At 66.7% G+C, this 15,474-nt stretch carries 27 protein-coding genes; all 27 read right to left on the minus strand.

The features are described from left to right. The 27 genes from INT49_RS07145 to INT49_RS07270 all read right to left on the minus strand — a co-directional run bounded on the left by INT49_RS07145 (position 1) and on the right by INT49_RS07270 (position 15,474). Positions 1-357 (minus strand): capsid cement protein, encoded by a 357-nt coding sequence (locus INT49_RS07145; protein WP_193117042.1) that lies wholly within the window; start codon positions 355-357, stop codon positions 1-3. 14 nt (positions 358-371) lie between these two features. Further along, complete coding sequence (locus INT49_RS07150; RefSeq protein WP_193117043.1) at positions 372-872, minus strand: hypothetical protein; 501 nt, start codon at positions 870-872, stop codon at positions 372-374. A 68-nt stretch (positions 873-940) separates the two neighbouring features. Then, positions 941-1,654, minus strand: a complete 714-nt coding sequence (locus tag INT49_RS07155; RefSeq protein ID WP_193117044.1) for a hypothetical protein — start codon at positions 1,652-1,654, stop codon at positions 941-943. A 532-nt stretch (positions 1,655-2,186) separates the two neighbouring features. Then, positions 2,187-3,635, minus strand: a complete 1,449-nt coding sequence (locus INT49_RS07160) for a phage portal protein (RefSeq protein WP_193117045.1) — start codon at positions 3,633-3,635, stop codon at positions 2,187-2,189. An 8-nt stretch (positions 3,636-3,643) separates the two neighbouring features. Then, positions 3,644-4,276 (minus strand): terminase, encoded by a 633-nt coding sequence (locus INT49_RS07165; protein WP_193117046.1) that lies wholly within the window; start codon positions 4,274-4,276, stop codon positions 3,644-3,646. Beyond that, the gene (locus tag INT49_RS07170) at positions 4,242-5,303 is read right to left on the minus strand and encodes a terminase (protein WP_193117047.1); all 1,062 of its coding nucleotides are present in this window, start codon (positions 5,301-5,303) and stop codon (positions 4,242-4,244) included. The genes INT49_RS07165 and INT49_RS07170 overlap by 35 nt, the downstream gene beginning before the upstream one ends. Beyond that, a complete protein-coding gene (locus tag INT49_RS07175) occupies positions 5,290-5,781 on the minus strand; it encodes a hypothetical protein (protein WP_193117048.1) in 492 nt (163 codons plus the stop codon). Before INT49_RS07175 ends, INT49_RS07170 begins: the two co-directional genes overlap by 14 nt. 241 nt (positions 5,782-6,022) lie before the next feature. Further along, entirely contained in the window at positions 6,023-6,901 is an 879-nt protein-coding gene (locus INT49_RS21645) for an HNH endonuclease (protein WP_404801944.1), read from the minus strand. A gap of 577 nt (positions 6,902-7,478) precedes the next feature. Beyond that, positions 7,479-8,138 (minus strand): hypothetical protein, encoded by a 660-nt coding sequence (locus INT49_RS07185; RefSeq protein WP_193117050.1) that lies wholly within the window; start codon positions 8,136-8,138, stop codon positions 7,479-7,481. Continuing rightward, positions 8,135-8,353, minus strand: coding sequence for a hypothetical protein (locus tag INT49_RS07190; protein WP_193117051.1), 219 nt, complete (start codon positions 8,351-8,353; stop codon positions 8,135-8,137). The genes INT49_RS07185 and INT49_RS07190 overlap by 4 nt, the downstream gene beginning before the upstream one ends. Next, entirely contained in the window at positions 8,350-8,505 is a 156-nt protein-coding gene (locus INT49_RS07195; protein WP_193117052.1) for a hypothetical protein, read from the minus strand. Before INT49_RS07195 ends, INT49_RS07190 begins: the two co-directional genes overlap by 4 nt. Next, positions 8,502-8,990: a hypothetical protein gene (locus INT49_RS07200; RefSeq protein WP_193117053.1), complete on the minus strand. Its 489-nt coding sequence runs from the start codon at positions 8,988-8,990 to the stop codon at positions 8,502-8,504. The genes INT49_RS07195 and INT49_RS07200 overlap by 4 nt, the downstream gene beginning before the upstream one ends. Continuing rightward, positions 8,987-9,802, minus strand: coding sequence for a hypothetical protein (locus INT49_RS07205; protein ID WP_193117054.1), 816 nt, complete (start codon positions 9,800-9,802; stop codon positions 8,987-8,989). The genes INT49_RS07200 and INT49_RS07205 overlap by 4 nt, the downstream gene beginning before the upstream one ends. A gap of 103 nt (positions 9,803-9,905) precedes the next feature. After that, positions 9,906-10,277, minus strand: a complete 372-nt coding sequence (locus INT49_RS07210) for a hypothetical protein (protein ID WP_193117055.1) — start codon at positions 10,275-10,277, stop codon at positions 9,906-9,908. Continuing rightward, positions 10,274-10,399, minus strand: coding sequence for a hypothetical protein (locus tag INT49_RS21385; RefSeq protein ID WP_264298754.1), 126 nt, complete (start codon positions 10,397-10,399; stop codon positions 10,274-10,276). The genes INT49_RS07210 and INT49_RS21385 overlap by 4 nt, the downstream gene beginning before the upstream one ends. 69 nt (positions 10,400-10,468) lie before the next feature. Then, positions 10,469-10,822 (minus strand): hypothetical protein, encoded by a 354-nt coding sequence (locus INT49_RS07215; protein ID WP_193117056.1) that lies wholly within the window; start codon positions 10,820-10,822, stop codon positions 10,469-10,471. A 74-nt stretch (positions 10,823-10,896) separates the two neighbouring features. Continuing rightward, positions 10,897-11,070: a hypothetical protein gene (locus INT49_RS07220; protein ID WP_193117057.1), complete on the minus strand. Its 174-nt coding sequence runs from the start codon at positions 11,068-11,070 to the stop codon at positions 10,897-10,899. Next, the gene (locus tag INT49_RS07225) at positions 11,067-11,354 is read right to left on the minus strand and encodes a hypothetical protein (RefSeq protein WP_193117058.1); all 288 of its coding nucleotides are present in this window, start codon (positions 11,352-11,354) and stop codon (positions 11,067-11,069) included. Before INT49_RS07225 ends, INT49_RS07220 begins: the two co-directional genes overlap by 4 nt. Then, positions 11,351-11,701: a hypothetical protein gene (locus tag INT49_RS07230; protein ID WP_193117059.1), complete on the minus strand. Its 351-nt coding sequence runs from the start codon at positions 11,699-11,701 to the stop codon at positions 11,351-11,353. Before INT49_RS07230 ends, INT49_RS07225 begins: the two co-directional genes overlap by 4 nt. Positions 11,702-11,798: 97 nt before the next feature. Beyond that, positions 11,799-11,972: a hypothetical protein gene (locus INT49_RS07235; protein WP_193117060.1), complete on the minus strand. Its 174-nt coding sequence runs from the start codon at positions 11,970-11,972 to the stop codon at positions 11,799-11,801. Then, positions 11,969-12,865 carry a hypothetical protein gene (locus INT49_RS07240; RefSeq protein WP_193117061.1) on the minus strand — a complete coding sequence of 299 codons (897 nt, stop codon included), beginning with the start codon at positions 12,863-12,865 and terminating at the stop codon, positions 11,969-11,971. The genes INT49_RS07235 and INT49_RS07240 overlap by 4 nt, the downstream gene beginning before the upstream one ends. A gap of 2 nt (positions 12,866-12,867) precedes the next feature. Then, the gene (locus INT49_RS07245; protein ID WP_193117062.1) at positions 12,868-13,239 is read right to left on the minus strand and encodes a hypothetical protein; all 372 of its coding nucleotides are present in this window, start codon (positions 13,237-13,239) and stop codon (positions 12,868-12,870) included. Beyond that, positions 13,236-13,661: a hypothetical protein gene (locus tag INT49_RS07250; protein ID WP_193117063.1), complete on the minus strand. Its 426-nt coding sequence runs from the start codon at positions 13,659-13,661 to the stop codon at positions 13,236-13,238. The genes INT49_RS07245 and INT49_RS07250 overlap by 4 nt, the downstream gene beginning before the upstream one ends. Then, complete coding sequence (locus INT49_RS07255) at positions 13,658-14,134, minus strand: hypothetical protein (protein ID WP_193117064.1); 477 nt, start codon at positions 14,132-14,134, stop codon at positions 13,658-13,660. Before INT49_RS07255 ends, INT49_RS07250 begins: the two co-directional genes overlap by 4 nt. After that, on the minus strand, positions 14,131-14,463 hold the full coding sequence (locus INT49_RS07260; RefSeq protein WP_193117065.1) for a hypothetical protein: 333 nt from the start codon (positions 14,461-14,463) through the stop codon (positions 14,131-14,133). Before INT49_RS07260 ends, INT49_RS07255 begins: the two co-directional genes overlap by 4 nt. Positions 14,464-14,557: 94 nt before the next feature. After that, positions 14,558-14,866 carry a helix-turn-helix domain-containing protein gene (locus INT49_RS07265; RefSeq protein WP_193117066.1) on the minus strand — a complete coding sequence of 103 codons (309 nt, stop codon included), beginning with the start codon at positions 14,864-14,866 and terminating at the stop codon, positions 14,558-14,560. Between the two features lie 176 nt (positions 14,867-15,042). After that, positions 15,043-15,474, minus strand: a complete 432-nt coding sequence (locus INT49_RS07270; RefSeq protein ID WP_193117067.1) for a single-stranded DNA-binding protein — start codon at positions 15,472-15,474, stop codon at positions 15,043-15,045.

Raw genomic sequence — 15,474 nt, forward strand, 5'->3', positions numbered from 1 at the left:
TTATCGAATGAACTGGACGCGAACTTCGGCGTCCGTGGCGGTGGTCAGGGCGACGCCGACAGCGGGCTCGTCAGCCGCGACAGTCGCGACCTTGCCCTCAGCGGCGACGGCGACAGCATCGCCAGCGGTGACAGCACCGTCAGCGGTGGGTGCCTGAGTGCCGCCAGCATGGACGGTGACTCGGTCACCCGACTTCGCGTCGAACGCGGCCACGCCGAGCCACTTGGCGGATTCCGCACCAGCGGGCGCGACGGTGTCATTACCGGAGACCTCGACGATCTGGCCCGCCGTGATAGCCGCAGAAGCGGTCGCCACGAGAGCCTGGCCGGGGATCCGAATCGGCAGGTAATCAGCCATGATTCATGTCCTCCTCAGGACTTGTTGGGGTAGAGAGAGTTGTAAAGCTGGTCATCCTCGGAGGCGGGCGCGTTGCCGCCAGCCCCCTGTGCCGGATTGGGGTTTGGGGCAGGCGCAGGCTTGTCGCCCCGCCACGTGAGCAGACGATCCGCATGGGCGGTCATCTCCTCCTCGGTAGCCCCGGTCAGCAGTTCCGGGTCCACACCCTTCGTGCGGGCGATATCGGAGCGGAGGCGTGCCTGTTCGGCCTGCTCCCACTTCGTTCGGAAGTCGTCACGCTCAGCCTGGGCACGCTCGATGTCGGAAAGCTTCTCCCGCTCGCGCTGCTCCTCGGCCTCCTTGAACGCCTTCACCTGATCTCGAGCCTTCTTGAGATCAGCGAGGAGAGACTGCTTCGACTCCTCGGACTTGAAGCCGTCGGGGCTCTGCTCGTCGCCGCCGGTCGTCTCGACCTGCTCCTGCGACTCGACCTGCTCCGGGGCCTGCTCCTGCTGTTCCTGCGTGTCATCCGGCATGGATGTTTCCTTCCCGTCTCGGGCTTGCCTCCGCGCATCACGCGCTCGGGACGAATGAACCCGCTTGATCAGCGGGTAGTAGGTAGGGCGGGATCGCCGCCATCGAGGCCGAGCACGTACTTCCTGTACGCCGCCTCGGCACGTGCACGGTCGGCATCGACCAGCGGGCGGGGGAGTGAACCACCCACCGGGGCCGCGCGACCTTCAACCAGTGCGCGCCACCGCTCGGGAGCGCCCGCCTGGTATGGATTGAGACCGGCCCGAACCATCTGCCAGTCACGGTCGGCGCGATAGACGCGCTGCTCGGCAGCTGTCATCGTCGCCATGTTTGTGGGGGCACGGATGCTCGTGGCCCAGGACTCGCGAGTCGCCTTCGAGGCGCCCTTCGCGATCGCTCCGGCACCTCGGATGCTCCCGACCGGGTTCTGCCCGCCAGGGAGGATGTACCCGTTATCCGTGAGCGCCTGGATCACCTGCTCGCGAGAGCGGGACCCGTCGCCGTAGATGCCGTACGGGGTGAGACGGTTCCGGTACTGCGACGTCTGCCGAAAGTTTCCGAACCGCGTCGTGCCCTCACGAGTCATCCGGCCACCCGCATACATGCCAGCACGGGGCGAGGTCGCGTTCACGACCTGGAACATGTCCGCACCGTCGCGGATCGCTTGCGAGCTGTACTCGCCGAAGATCCGGTGCTGCTCGTCGGCGGACATTCCCTCGAACGCCTTGTACGGGTCCGCGAACCAGCCCTCATCCTCGGCCCATTCCTTCGACTTCGCGGGCATGTGCTTGCACTGGCACGACGGGTGTCTCAGGAAGCCTGCATTCCAGCGGAAGAACTTCCCCGCCAGAATGATGCATCGCGAGCAAGCGCCGGCCTCGACGACGCGAACGTACCCCGTCTGCTTCCGGGTGATCATGTCCATCTGCATCGCTTCGCGGCCCGTGTCGGCCACGATTGTCGATGAGAGCGACGAGATCGCCGTTGCGCCATACAGCATCGCGTCAGCGAGAGGTGCGCCCGACTTGATCTGCGACTTGACGCCGATGACGGGCGAGTACAGAGCATCATCGAGGGGGACTCCCTGTGACCCGTAGCCAGAGAGGCTGCGCGGGTCGTGGAATGCCTCAGGGAGCTCGTACTGGCCAGTATCGACCGACACCTCCCGCGACGCCCTCACGGCTGAATCCGCGACGCGGTTCTGCTCGGAGGTGACCGCCGCGGCAAGCACCGGCACGATCGGCTCCCATGACTCCGAGATCCTGGCCGGGTCTACCTCGGACCATGCCAGGACAGCCGTCTCAGCGATCCGATCCTCAGACCTGTTCGACAGCTCCTCGTGAGTCCTCAGCGCCGGAGGAGCCATCTGCACCATCGAGCGCCCCCTCGTCCGTCATATTGCGCATGATCGCGCTGTACGTCCCATTGCGATCCTGCTCGTCATAGCCACGCATCCGGTTCCGCTGCTCCGGGGAGTAGCCGAGGTCGATGCGCGCCTGCTCGAGCGGGATGATCCGCGCCTGGAACTTCTTCACGACCGCGTCCGCCTTCTGGGCGACCGTTGGGGTGCCGGCATCGCGCCACTGCGTCTCCATTAGGCGCGCCTCAGGGAGTCGCTTCCCGGCCATGCGGTGCAAGACGTGTCGCTGAACGTTCTGGTGACCGCCACCGAACGACGTCTGCATGCGCTCCTCGCGCTTCACGAAATCGTTCTCCGCAGAGCGCATGGAGTCGGCAGACGGCGGGTTGACGGTGTCGAACGCGGTGGTGTGCCCCGGGAGGGCGACCAGCATGCCGATCATCTTGATCAGCAACTTCGCCGAGTCGTGGAAGTTCTTCAGGTCGGCTTCGTCGAACTGTCCGAACTTCGCTTCCTCCGAGGAGACGGCCCATACCTGATCGGCCATGAGCTTGAAGACAGACAGGTCGTTGCCGTTGTCGTCCTTGAAGTCCCGCTCGCTGAGCCCGGTCGCCCAGCGGCGCGGGATCGCATGGAACTCCATCGACGTCATCATGTCCGACAGCGTCTTGTTCAGCCCGTCCGAGATCGGCAGGAGCGACTCGAAGACCGACCGGCCGTTCTTGTCGAGCGTCCGCGGCTTGCACACGAGCGGCTCGACCGACACGGCGCCACGCTCGTGCACGTCCTCCCAATCCAGCACCCACCCCGCACCAGTGCGCCGGTATGTCGCGTCGCGGTCGGGAGTCCAGATCGCAGACCACAGCTGATCCTGTGAGGGCCGGTCGCCCGGCTCCGTCCAGAACTTGCCGGCCGACTTCACGCGCCTGGTCCGAGCGTCCCGAATGTCAGTCATCTGCAGGGCAGACTCGACCGTGATCAGCGGCGGGTCATCGCTCGAGTCACCGTCGCCAACGACCATGTACGAGCGGCCCAGCGCCAGAGCATCCGTGTGCGCCATTGATGCGCCCTCGTCCATGTCCGAGGCCCGCCAGACCTCCCACAGATCCTCTGGGGATGGCCCATCCTTCGGTGCCGGATAGTCGAACCCCTCGACATCGAGGCGTGCCTCATAGGTCTCCACGATGAACTCGCAGAAATTCGCCACCATCGGCAGGATCCGGTCGTCCAGCTTCTCCTTGATCAAGGGCTGCATGAACGCCAGCGGGTGCTCGCCGCGGAAGTACGCGTCGTTGCGGTTCAGAGTCTCCCGAGATGCAGCAAGCCTGCCCCCGAGATCAGTGATCAGCTTGTGCTCGACAGAGTCCGCGGGAAGCGCCTGAGAGAAATGCGGGACGGCCGTCATAGCGCCTCCTACCTTCCGAACCGACGCAGCCGCGCCGGGGTCGTTGAGTCCTGCTCGGGCCAGCCATCGGAAAACGCGTCCGCGCACGCCTCATGGGCGAGGATGCGAGCCATCGCTGGGTCGATCTTCTGGTGCTGAGCGCCAAGCGGCTTGCCAAGGAAGTACCTCTGGTTTCGCTTTGCGACCTTCTTCGCGTTCCGGACTGCCAGGGTCGCGAGCGGGCACCCGTCATGCTTGATCCGACGCTGAGCAAGATCCGTCTCAAAACGCTTGATCGCCGCATACATTGGTTGCTCCCGATATGTCGCCCACTCCATGAAAGCTCCGTGACCTCCGGCCATCTGGTCCCACTCCCATATCTCGGTGCGCCAATCAGGAGGGTCGCAGTACGCTAGGCGAACCCGAAAACGAGTGATCAGCTCATCAACGGCGGCCTTTACTTCCTGACGGGGGATCTGTCCGCCCCACTCGGCGGGATTCCAGATCGTCGGCCGCGCATCCGCCCCGTACCGCGGAGTGAAGCTGTACCCGTCGCGCGTCTCCGCCTGGATGACCGTGAGGTCATCGTTCTCGCTACCGTCGAAACCCAGACATACCTGTGTGCCATCAGGGGGATTCGGAAGCCATGTCATTTCCGGCATATGCGGCCTCCCAGACGTCATCTCGCAGCCATGAGCCGAGTCCCGCAACGATCCGGTTCCCGTAGAACCGTTCCGCCTGCGCAGGATCCGTCTCGAGGAGCTCCGCGGCTTCCGCCTCAATGTCATCGAGGATCACCCACGGTGATCCGTCGTAGACGAAGCGGTGGATCTTTGCACGGTCGCGCTTGTTCTTGTACGAGAGATCCGCCGGGGGCTTCCGGTAGAACTTGAAGATGTCAGGACGCTGCGACTCCATGCCCTGCTGAACACGCGAGTTCTCGGCGGGGTCGTAGGCGTTCGACCACTCGATGCCACGCCCGCCCATGCCAGCGAGGCCACGGGACATCGTCTGCGCGACCCGAAGCATGCCGTTGCTCTTCGTGTAGAGGCCCGACTCGTCGAAGTTCGCGAAGTTCAGCGGGTTGCCCAGACGGGTCTGCGCCGAGGACGTCACGATCTCGATCACGCCATCATTCGGCAGGCGAGCGAAAGCCTCGCCCACGTTGATCAGATCGATCAGTGGGCCGAGGCGAACCATCTGCTTGAGAGGGCGCCACATATTGTCGACCTGGTCCTCAGACATCGCGACCAGCTGGATTAGCGACGTCTCGCGCGGCATTCCCATCGGCTCGCCCGGATCGTAGGCGTACTCGAACCCGCACCAGCATCCGTGATCGGCGCACGAGTACACGTCGCCAGCCTCAGCCCAGCCTGCGAAGATGCATGGACCGACAGCCTCGAACAGCGTCACGCCTGCAGCCAACGGGCCCTTGCCTGTCTTCTGAGGCGCGATCACGATCGAGCGGCGGTAGTGGAACGCGGAAGCGCCGACCGGATGCTCGGGGTCGAACACCGCCGAGGACTTCACCCGGTAGTGATTGCACTGGATCCACGTCTGCCATGTCGACAGAGTGAACGCGTCACCCCGGGAGAACCCGTCCGGCACTCGAGCGTGCTGCTCGATCCAGTCGGACGCCAGAAACCCGAGAGTCGGGAAGTCGACGACGTACTCGTCAGCCGCCTCCACCGGAGACCACCTTGAGCCGCGCCTTCGACGACGAACGGCGAGGAGCAGCCTTCCGAGGCGCATCCTCCATCGCGGCCGGAGCGCCAATCTTCCAGCCGTTCTCCTTGAGGCCAGCAGGGGAGAGGCCGAGCTGGTCCTTGTACCGGTGCGTCTGGGCCACCAGGGCGGCATTCGCATCCGGCGACAGCTCGACGATCGCCTTGAGCCGGCAGAACTCTGCCAGCGTCTCCTGACGCCACGCCTCCTCAGCCCACACCAGCGCTTGCGGGTACGTCCACAGCGTCTCCCACACGGCCACCTCGCGGGATCCGATCAGCTCATCCGACGTTGACGCCGGCAGCGGAAACTCCGGGACCTTGCCGGAGTAGCCCGCCGCGTCCAGCGTGCGGAACGCCAGACCCCGCTTCGCGCTCGTCAGGGACGAGTCAGTCGGCTGGGGGCCAGACCGATTACGTGCACCTCCGCTCGCCATGATCACTCCTCAGCAGCATCTCGCTGCATAGAAATTGACCCGGCGTCTCGCCAGGTCAGAAAGCTTTGAACCCCAAAAAGTTCTTCGAGCCCTCCCCGGCGGTCCCTTGTACCAAGTGGGCTAGGGGTAATGGCCCAGGTCAGGGCGGCGCGACTTGATACAAGTTCGCACGTTGCGCTCGCGTCGACTCACGCACTGCACTGCGTAACTGCAGGTCAGAGTGTCGTCGCTTCATGCATGGTTGACCCTAGAAGAGCGTCGCGACCTGCCGCTTCGCCCGTCCGACCAGCACGAATGGCCGGTTTGACCGGCGCGCATTGCACCCGCGATGAGCGGCCCACACGTTGCCAGGCTCATGCGTCCCTCCGTTCGCCAGCGGGATGATGTGGTCGAGGGAGGGGGCGAGGTCGGCTTGGGGGTCGACGCCCTGGTCGATGGGGTCCCCGCATAGGCGGCATGCCCATCCGTCCCTGCGGTAGATGGCGAGGGGTGAGACGGGCTTGAGGTAGGCACTGCGCTTGCGTGCGCGGTACCGGTGCTTGTGGTCCCGCCTAGTATCGGCCTGGGACTGGGCCTGACATTCGGGGGAGCATGTGACTTGGGAGTGGATGGATACGAATGGGGTGGCGCAGATGCGACATACCCCCGAGACGAACCATCGGGGCTTACGGTCGGGTCGGGGGCGAGTGTCGCGCCGGGCCTCACGCGGGGTGTGCACGAGTGCCCTGCTGGCGCTAGGGGTGTTGCCGTAGCCGAGGTATCGACGGCAGGCGGCGGAGCATGACGCCCCGTACTTGCGCCCGCCTCCGCCCCACCGGGTGACCATGGTCCCGCACCATGCGCAGGGGGACTGCTTGGGCTTGTGCCGATTGGGGTTCTGCTGCCCGTAGTGAGTTCCGCAGAGTCCGCGTGCTCGGTGGGGCTTGCCGCAGTTGGGGATGGTGCAGGTGCGCATGGCGTCTCCTGGCATGCAAGAACCCCGGTCGCCTTGCGGGGCGCCGGGGCTGTTGATGCGGACACGTCTCACGACGAACCGGTCTGGGTTACTGGTGGGCCGCTCGTCCTGCTGCGCTGAGGTTGCAGTGCGCGCAGGAGGGGCCGAGGTATTGGGTGCGGTCGTCGGCATGATCTAGGTGCCATGGCGTGCCGGGGAGGATGCGTGTGTCGCATCGGGCGCAGTGGACTGGGGCGCCGGCGTCGATGAGTTGCTGCCATCGGCTTCGCTGGTCACGGTGCCCTGTTCCATATCCGCGCTGCGCGGTCGTCCCGCGCACCTTGTCCCGTGCTCGGGTGTGCACTGGGCACCGACTGGTGCCTGCGGGGACTGGTGTCGGGCATCCGGCTTGGGCGCATGGGTGCTTGGCCCTGGCCATCCCGACCTCCCGTACGTTGGCACCCGCCATCCCGGCCGGGTCGCGTCCGGTCGGGGGCGGGCTGGATGGGCGTGTGCCCGGTGGTCTGCGCCCCGGCCTGTGTTGGGGCCGGGGCGTGGCACCCTGTGGCTCGCGTGGGCCGTGGGTACGGCAGGTGTGCGCGGTGCCGGTGGGGTGCTGCCCGCGAGCTGGTGCGCTCGAGCGAGGGCTGGGTGCCGGGGTTCGCCGTGCTGACGCTCGGTTACATCGCCGGTCTTGGATACAGAAGAAGCCCCGACCGCAGTGGTCGAGGCTTGAGTGTCGGAGACAGTAATTCCAGGCAACTACAGATTAGGGGCACATGCTCGCTTTTGCAAGTCGGACGCGCACGGACTCGAGCGTGACCCTGCCGTCCGCTCCTGTTGTGAGCCTCCCTCGCTTGACTGCCATGCCGACGCCCCGTCTCGTAATGCCGAGCACCCATGCCGCCTCGGCGTGCGTGACCGTCTCGGCCTCGCGGCCCTGCAGGTGCTCCTGCAGCTCACTCTCATGGCCCGCCTGGCACCTCACGACGGGTGGTCGCTCGTGATAGATCCACTGGACTGCATGGCAGATCCCGCAGGGCTCGGGCATATATGTGCGGGGCGGGAGCATGCCGAGCATGCCGGTGCCCTTGCGTGTGGCGTCGTCGAGCTCGTCGAGCATGTCGGGTGCCCATGCTGCGCCCGCGATCCAGATGGCTCGTTGTCGCATGAACAGCGCTTGCGCCGTGGGGTTGTCGGCTGGCAGGTCGTCGCTGGACTCCTCGTGGACGAGCCGGGACCACGATTGAAGCAACTCTTCGATGTGGACGGCGAGGTCAAGCATGCTGATATCGGTGGGCGGGCGCGACCCGGACGCACCGGGGGCTGCGGGGCCGTTGTGGGATCGGATCTCGCCGCGCACCTTGAGGCCGTCGTGGATCTCCTCGGCCTGGTTCACGGATCGGATGACGGAGTTGGCGTCGGTCATGCGATCACCTCGTCGGCCCAGGCCTGGAGATCCGCGATCACTTCGTCGTTGGGCTTACTGCCGATTGCCTGCTGGCAGAGCACGAAGATGCCGAGCATGAGCGCACGGCACTGGTCATGCGTAGTCGTCTCCGGGCTGCTGCCCTTGTTGTCGAAGTCGAGCTGACCATCGCTGGTCAGGCTGATGGAGATCTTCACGGTGGGCTGGGTGATCATCGGGTTTCCTTCGGGGGGATGGGGCCGAATGCGAGGTCGGCCAGCTCGGACAGGGTCAGGTCTTCGGGGTCTCGGGCGAGGAGGGCTTCCTCGCGGGACAGGCCGCAGCGGAAGCGGTACGGGTTGTGGGTCTTGTGGTCGTGGGCGCTCACGGGGTGTCCTTTCGCTGGGCGAGGGTGGAAGCGACGAGCGCGCGGACGTCCCGCTGCTCGGTAGGGCCGATCGCGCGGCGGTGGGCACCGACAGCTCGGTCCGCCTCGTCCCGGGCCGCGGACGGTTCCGCGCCCCGGCCGAGTGCGCGGACGAGGGCGCGTCGCCATGCGAGCGTCGTGTCCGTGTCGATCGGGTTGTCACCGATCTGGTCCGGCGGTTCGATGGCGGCGATGTCCGCCCGGTCGAGGTTGCGGCGCATGACGCGCTTCGTGGCCTGGAAGATGTCGCCGGGTCGGATGGCGACCAGTCCCGGGTCGCGGCCGATCTCGAGGACAGCCTTCTCGGCCGTGGCGTAGTCGAGGGGCTCGAGCACCTGCTGCCAGACGGGGACACGTTCGTCGGGGCGGGTGCGGTCGAGGGGTGGGACGCGATGGTCGATTCCGGCGACCATGGCGAGGATCTTCCCGGCTTCGAACTCGTTCACTGGTTCTCCTGGGGTTGGAAGAAGGCGAGGCCTTCCATGGACGATTGGAGGCCGACGCCGCGGCGCTGTGTGCGGTCAGGCTGCTGGGCCTTGAGTCGGAGCTGGTCGAACTTCTCGCGCAGCTTCGGCATGGACTGGATGTTGGATCGCCAGAACTCGTCGGCCTGGGACCAGTTGACGAGGTAGGCGATCTGCTCGGTAGTGCGTCCATCGCGGTCGAGCATGAGGCGGACTGCGTCTCGCCACTTCTGGGTGATGGCGGGGCGCTTGGATCCGTTGTGCTCGATGAGGTCGGCGAGGAGGGTGCAGAGAGCTTCGATCTCTGGTCGTGGGGGCGCGGTAGCGACCTCCGACGTAAGAGGTATCTCTTCCTCTCCCTCTTCCTCTTCCTCTGCTTGGCGACTGGGTTTCGTTTCGCTAACCGACTGGGTTTCCGCTCGCTTAGCGACTGGGTTTCTCGGTCTGCCGCCCTTCGCGCCGTTTCTCGCGTTGACCTGCTGTCTTCCCTTGACTTCCTCTTTCGTCTCCTGTGCATCGGCGTATCCGTGGAGGGTCACGCTGCCGTCGTCGTTGATGACGATGGAGGGGTTGTCGGGATCGTTGGAAGCCAACTCGGCGAGCACTTCGAAACCGACTCGGTTAGCGACTCGGTTAGGGATCTCGCCGTCGGTCAGGTACCGGCGGGAGTAGACGATCATCTCGAGGTGGGCGACGATCGCGGCATCGGACAGCACCCCGATCTTCGGGTGATCGAAGTAGTCGAGGGCGAGGCGGGCGTAGTACGCGCCGTCGAGCTTCTTCTTCGGTGCCACGTCAGTCCTCCTCGTCGTCGTCGGGGTTGAGCAGTCCGCACTCGGGGCAGTAGTGGCCGGGGCGGACGGTGTCAGCGCAGTGGGGGCAGGGCACGGTGGCTCCTCATTCGTCGTAGGTGGGGTGGTCGGCTCCGAGGAGCCAGGCGAGGTCGGCGACGGTCATGTGGACCCACTGCTCGGCGGGGTCCGCAGTGCCGCGGCGCTTCGCGATGACTGCGCCGATCGCGGCGTCGTCGTTGCCTGCCTCGAGGTGGGCCTCGCGGATCCAGCCGGCGAGGTCGGTGCGGGCGGTGTCCTTGAGCTCGAGGACGACGCGGCGCCCGCGGTGTCTGACGCCGCCGATGTCGCCGCGGTCCTTGCTGCCTGTTTTCACCCGCCTGTCGATGCGGTCGTCGAGGTGTTCGGCGAGCCAGTCAGCGATCTGGCGTTCGAAGCGGGCACCAGCTGCGCGGGCGGAGGCGCGGGTGCGGCTCATCCCTTGCGCCCTTCGCAGATGTCCTGCAGTAGCTTCGGGTCGATCATGACGCCGCGGCGGATGTGGTCGGCGGCGAGGCGCCGGACGGCTGATAGGACGATCGCTGGACGTTGTTCATCCATGAGGGGTCTCCTGGGCATGAGGAAGGCCGCCCCATCAGGAACGGCCTTGTGATCGGTGCGGCGGTGTTGCTACTGCGGGTCGGGGGTCACGGTTCCGTCGAGTGCGCGGCGGACAGCTCCGATGCTCATCTGGCGGGTGCCCATCGCTGCCCACTCGTCGCAGAGGGCGAGTGCGTCAGCGATCCGCGCCTCGAATCCTTCGGCCCTCTCCTGCCAGTAGGCGGTCTGCTGTCGTCGCGTCTCGGATTGAGCCTCGGCACGAGTGAGCGCGTCGAGCAGGGCCGGGACGGCTCCGCGGACTGCGGTGATGAACTCGGCATCGGCCTCATCGGTCCACGTGCAGTCCGCGATCTCCCGGGCGGTGCCCTCCTCGGACACCCCGTCGATCCACGGCCCAACCAGGCCGCGTGAGTCGTCGTCCATTACCCACGGCCCAGGGGTCGCGGCGTCTGCGAGCCTGCGGAGTCGGTCTCGGTCTCGGTCTCGGTCGATGGTGGTCATCGCTTTCTCTCGATTCGTGTCATCACGCGGGCGACGGGCAGGGCGAGCCGGTACAGCATCCGGCCATGCCAGGGCGGGGACGCGACCATTGCGTCCATGCGCCACTGGATCGGGCATAGGTGGGCTTCTGCCCCAGCGCGGTGCAGGTCGTCCATGCTCGGGTAGGTCACGGGGTCTCCTCGGGGTAGTGGGTGTCGCGGTATTCCTGGGCGGCGTGCCTGGCATGCCCGCACTGATCTGCACCCTTGGCGTAGTTCTTCCACTCCTGCTCGATCAGCCCGTCGAGTGCTGCACGGGCGGCGTCACGCTTCACCTGTGCGAGCCACGCGTCGAACCGCTCGGCGCTGATGTCGAGGGGTTCTCCGAGGCGGTCACGCGGGTACGTGACGGCGTCGCGGATGACCTCGGTGGTGGGGGTGGTGTCCGCCAGGGCGCGGCGCTGCTCGGTGGTCATGCTCGGGCCTTTCTCGCGGCGGTGAGAGCGGCGCGGGCAGTAGCAAGCCTGCTGTTCCGCGCCTCCTCGCCCATCCTGTTCCACCAGGCGAGAACTTCCGTTCGGTCCTCCTCGTTCGCGAGGTCGTAGCCCTGCAGGTAGGCAAGCACTCCCAGTGCGGCGGCTTCGACCTCGGCGTCGGTGGGCTCCTGTGCTGCGAGGTGATCCCGCGCCCACTCGGCACCGGCCAAGAACTGCTCGGCCTCCCGCCGGTCCTCTCCGTCGTAGTACGCGGGGGTATCCCAATCCACGGCGTAGAGGGCCCCGGCTTCTGTGCGTGCGGCGGTGGTGAATGCGTCGGTGTTCATGACTGCTCCATCTCCTCTGCGATCTCGCACGCCTCGGCGTAGGAGATGTCTCCGTCGAGCCAGGCCTGCTCTGCCTCGTCCATGCGGTCCTGCCAGCTCATGACTGCTCCTTCTCGGTGAGGCCGACCTCGGCCAGGGCGTGCGCGAGAGCTTCGGCGTGGGTGGGGTAGGCGCGCAGTCCCGTCCACACGTGGCCGCCGATGTGGCTGAACATGACGCGCCACATCCCGTCCCGTTCGCGACGCCAAACCTTGGCTCGGGTCATGGTCACGAGTCACCGCCAGCCCGGATGCCATGGGAGGCGAGGTGGTCAGAGATGTCCCTGATGCCCGCGAGCGTGCCGGGGAACGTTCGCAGCACCTCGTCCAGCCCCTCGGCTCCTTCGGGGCGGGACGGGGGCGGGGTGAGAGCGGCACGAATGATGGTGCGTACGCGGGCATGAGCGCTCAACGCGGTCGGCAGGCCCCTGAACCTTTCCGCACCCCGCTTCACCATCTCGTCAGTGATGTCGTCGGCGGTGAGGGGGCGGGGGGTCTCCCTCATCTCGCGCAGGGCCGCGTCCGACTCCTTCAACGACTTGTGCGCATGGTCCCGCTCCCGACGCGCCTTGTCCCGCTCTGCGAGGGCTTCCACCAGATCGACGGTGCGGGCCCGGAGGAGTGCCCCGACCTTCTCCGCTGCCTCTGCGTGCGCGTCGTACTTCTCGGGGCGGGGGTTCTCGGTGCGGAGACGGAGGTTCTCCTCGATCGCTCGGGACATCGCCGCCTGCACGGAGTCCCGCTCCTGCTCGGCCTTCTCGGTGCGGTCGGCGAACTCCTGCTCGCGTCGTTCGGCGGTCATCACGTCGTGCCGGTACAGGTCGCGTGCTTCCTCGACTCGTCCGATCCGTGAGCGCAGCTCGTCGTTCTCCTGAACGAGGGATCGTGCCCGTTCGGGGGAGACCACCTCGGCTTCGATAGCGGCAGCGGTCACGCCACCGTCCATCAGGTCGCCGCTCACTTCGGCGTCACTTTCTACAGTGACGGCCTCAGTGAGGGAAGTGACGGGGAACGGGCCGACGGTGACCTCGTCGCGGTCCTCGGTCGCGGTGATCCACACGCCCTGGTGGTCGTGGGTGATGGTCAGGGCACCGCCGGCGGGGTCGGTGAGTTCGTGGTCGATCATGGTCATGCTCCTTCGGGGGATCGGGTTCTGTGCATGTGGCAGACGGGGTACTCGTGCCCGTCCTCGGGATCGGTGCGGGTGCTGGTGGCGGGGTGGTTGCAGGCCTCGAGGTGGCCGTCCTCGTCGGTGACCTCCTGGTGGCAGTAGGGGGTCACTGGTCGGTCGCGCATCCAGTCGGCGTACCTGGCCTCGTCGCGCATGTGCTCGGCGAACGCGGACTCCACGTCAGCGGAACCGAGGCCCTGCTCGTCGAACGCAAGCTCAATACCGCAGGTGCACATGTAGACCCGCTGCCACGGCTCCGGGAAGTCGCCGCCACAGCCGGGGTAGAACAGGGTCGTGATCGCGTGCTGGATGCGTTGAATCGTGGTCATGACGGGTCCTCCTTGCGAACATCGACGATCTGGTCGTGCGGAAAGCGGGGCTGGTCCATGCCAGGCGCGGCCCAGCACGTGACGGTCTTCGCGTTGACGCGGACCACGCGATGCCAGGACAGGCCGGTATGGCGACGGACCATCACCAGGGACGCGCCCTTGAGTCGGGCAGGATCCACGGGGGTGAGGGCTGCGCGTGCGGCTTCCCGCTCCTCGCGCCGCGCCTTATTCACTGCTTCCTCGAGGCGTTCCCGCTCCCGAGACTCACGGCCCAGACGGTTCAGGTATGAGCGCATGCCCTTGTTTCGCTTCGCCTGCGTTTCGTGGAATCGCATGGACTGCAGCCCGGGGTCGGTGGGCTGGACCTGGTGCGCGAGGTCCCAGGCCTTGAGCGCCGCTTCGGCGGCCTTGACAGTGGTCATGAGGTCATCTCCTCGAGTAGGGCGAGCATGTCCAGCTGCTCGGGTTCAGGTGGGGCGACGAGTGCGGGATCCCAGACGATGCGGGCGAGGTGGTCGAGCCATCGCTCGCACTGCCGGATCCGGGCCTCCTCCTCGTCGGTGAAGTAGCGCCACTGCCCGGGCTTAACGTCCGGCTGGGACTTGACCCGGCACCACTCGGCGTCGACGGCGCGGATCCAGTCGCGGGTCTCGTCGGTGGTGTGGGCGAGCACGTGGGCCTTGATCGCTTTCCAGGTGATGACGCGGTGGTCGCCGGTCTCCCGGTCGGTGACGTGGATGCCGTCCGGCTTCGTGTCGATCTGGGCGGGCCATGCGTAGCTGCCGTGCATCGACTGTCGCCAGGACGAGAACCCCTGTCCCGGGTGGGCTGCCATGCGGGCCAGGGAGTGGCCGCCCTTGAACCGCCACAGCAGTTCGATGTCGTCGGGGGTCATGACGCCACCCGCTCCGTAATCCGGGCCACGAGATCGTGCCGGCCACGCCGGTGCAGATTCCGTTTCGCCCCGGCGACAGACCAGCCGATCCGCGCGATGGCACGGTCGGGGTACTCGCCAACGTCGAGCAGGAACTCGAGGTCTTCGAGGCGAGCAGCCACGCGGCCCTGCGGCGGCGGTGCCGAGAGGTCTCGGGCGCGGACGGGCTTCGGGTCAGGTAGGCCGGCGCGGGCCCGGAGCTCCCGGCCGTAGGCGGCGTTCGCGTCACGGCAGGGAGTACACCTGCAGCCCCGCCCGTAGCGGCGGCGCGTTCCGTGATCGGGCATCATGGCGTCTCCTTCCTGGTGAACCCCGCGACATGGGGGAGTGGGTGCCCTTCTGGGCGGGTGCAGGGGCGTCGGCCCCGGACGAGGTGCGGACACATCACGCGGCGGCGCTCCTGACGGGGATGGACAGCAGGTCCACTGCGGTCGCCTCGCGGACGCGTTGCGCACGGCCCTGACAGATGTGCTTGATCGTCCAGATGCCGTACCCGGAATGGGTGGCGATCGCGGCCTGCGTCCATCCGTCCGCCCTGAGCGCGAGTAGGTGTTCACGGATCGGTGCCGCGTCGACCGTGCGGGATCCACCGCCCCGGTAGTAGTCCCGCTGGTAGTCAGCGTTCGCACGGGTGCAGTCCGTGCACCTACACGAGTCGATCGAATACTTGGAGCGAGTGCCATGGGATCGCATAGCGGTTACCTCTCAGTTGTGGATGAGGATGTGGATAAGCGCCCCGGCCGGGAGTCGAACCCGGCCTGCGACCATCGGGGCTACCTACTCGAAACGGTTGCGAGTAGCTGCGAGTAGGCATACGAAAGGCCCCCACCAGATCGGTGAAGGCCTCAGGGGTCGTGCGGGTCAGGCGGTCAGAACGGCGGGTCGTCGTACCCGCCCTGGTTGCCGCCGCCGGCCCACGGGTCGTTCGCGGGAGCGGGCGCGGACTGCCTGGCCTGTCCCTGCACGTGCTGGGCGGGACCGAACGTGAGCGCGAGACCGACGTGATCAGCGGTCACCTCGAGATCCTGGCGAGTCTCGCCGTCCCGCGTGGTCCACTCGGTCATCCGCTGGCGACCGGCGACGATGACGCGAGTCCCCTTCCTCACGGACTCGGAGACGGCCTCGGCGGGCTTGCCCCATACGGTGACCTTCACAAACAGAGGCGGGTCGTCCTGGAAGTTCCCCTGCTGGTCCTTTGAGCGGGTGTTCACCGCGAGGTTGAACGACGCCACGGCCTTGCCGCTGTTCGTGAAGCGGACTTCGGCTTCCTTCGTGGCGTTGCCTTCGTAGATCACGGTCAT

Source organism: Brachybacterium tyrofermentans (assembly GCF_014897585.1).
In the GTDB taxonomy this organism is placed as follows: Bacteria; Actinomycetota; Actinomycetes; order Actinomycetales; family Dermabacteraceae; genus Brachybacterium; species Brachybacterium tyrofermentans.

Bases quoted from the DNA above. Each gene is read 5' to 3' on its own strand.
- INT49_RS07250 (WP_193117063.1), bottom strand. From the start codon at position 13,661: ATGACCACTGTCAAGGCCGCCGAAGCGGCGCTCAAGGCCTGGGACCTC.
- INT49_RS07270 (WP_193117067.1), bottom strand. From the start codon at position 15,474: ATGACCGTGATCTACGAAGGCAACGCCACGAAGGAAGCCGAAGTCCGC.
- INT49_RS07165 (WP_193117046.1), bottom strand. From the start codon at position 4,276: ATGCCGGAAATGACATGGCTTCCGAATCCCCCTGATGGCACACAGGTA.
- INT49_RS07190 (WP_193117051.1), bottom strand. From the start codon at position 8,353: ATGATCACCCAGCCCACCGTGAAGATCTCCATCAGCCTGACCAGCGAT.
- INT49_RS07160 (WP_193117045.1), bottom strand. From the start codon at position 3,635: ATGACGGCCGTCCCGCATTTCTCTCAGGCGCTTCCCGCGGACTCTGTC.
- INT49_RS07265 (WP_193117066.1), bottom strand. From the start codon at position 14,866: ATGCGATCCCATGGCACTCGCTCCAAGTATTCGATCGACTCGTGTAGG.
- INT49_RS07225 (WP_193117058.1), bottom strand. From the start codon at position 11,354: ATGACCACCGAGCAGCGCCGCGCCCTGGCGGACACCACCCCCACCACC.
- INT49_RS07245 (WP_193117062.1), bottom strand. From the start codon at position 13,239: ATGACCACGATTCAACGCATCCAGCACGCGATCACGACCCTGTTCTAC.
- INT49_RS07210 (WP_193117055.1), bottom strand. From the start codon at position 10,277: ATGAGCCGCACCCGCGCCTCCGCCCGCGCAGCTGGTGCCCGCTTCGAA.
- INT49_RS07240 (WP_193117061.1), bottom strand. From the start codon at position 12,865: ATGATCGACCACGAACTCACCGACCCCGCCGGCGGTGCCCTGACCATC.
- INT49_RS07260 (WP_193117065.1), bottom strand. From the start codon at position 14,463: ATGATGCCCGATCACGGAACGCGCCGCCGCTACGGGCGGGGCTGCAGG.
- INT49_RS07145 (WP_193117042.1), bottom strand. From the start codon at position 357: ATGGCTGATTACCTGCCGATTCGGATCCCCGGCCAGGCTCTCGTGGCG.
- INT49_RS07230 (WP_193117059.1), bottom strand. From the start codon at position 11,701: ATGAACACCGACGCATTCACCACCGCCGCACGCACAGAAGCCGGGGCC.
- INT49_RS21645 (WP_404801944.1), bottom strand. From the start codon at position 6,901: ATGCCGACGACCGCACCCAATACCTCGGCCCCTCCTGCGCGCACTGCA.
- INT49_RS07150 (WP_193117043.1), bottom strand. From the start codon at position 872: ATGCCGGATGACACGCAGGAACAGCAGGAGCAGGCCCCGGAGCAGGTC.
- INT49_RS07215 (WP_193117056.1), bottom strand. From the start codon at position 10,822: ATGGACGACGACTCACGCGGCCTGGTTGGGCCGTGGATCGACGGGGTG.
- INT49_RS07155 (WP_193117044.1), bottom strand. From the start codon at position 1,654: ATGCCCGCGAAGTCGAAGGAATGGGCCGAGGATGAGGGCTGGTTCGCG.
- INT49_RS07255 (WP_193117064.1), bottom strand. From the start codon at position 14,134: ATGACCCCCGACGACATCGAACTGCTGTGGCGGTTCAAGGGCGGCCAC.
- INT49_RS21385 (WP_264298754.1), bottom strand. From the start codon at position 10,399: ATGGATGAACAACGTCCAGCGATCGTCCTATCAGCCGTCCGGCGCCTC.
- INT49_RS07185 (WP_193117050.1), bottom strand. From the start codon at position 8,138: ATGACCGACGCCAACTCCGTCATCCGATCCGTGAACCAGGCCGAGGAG.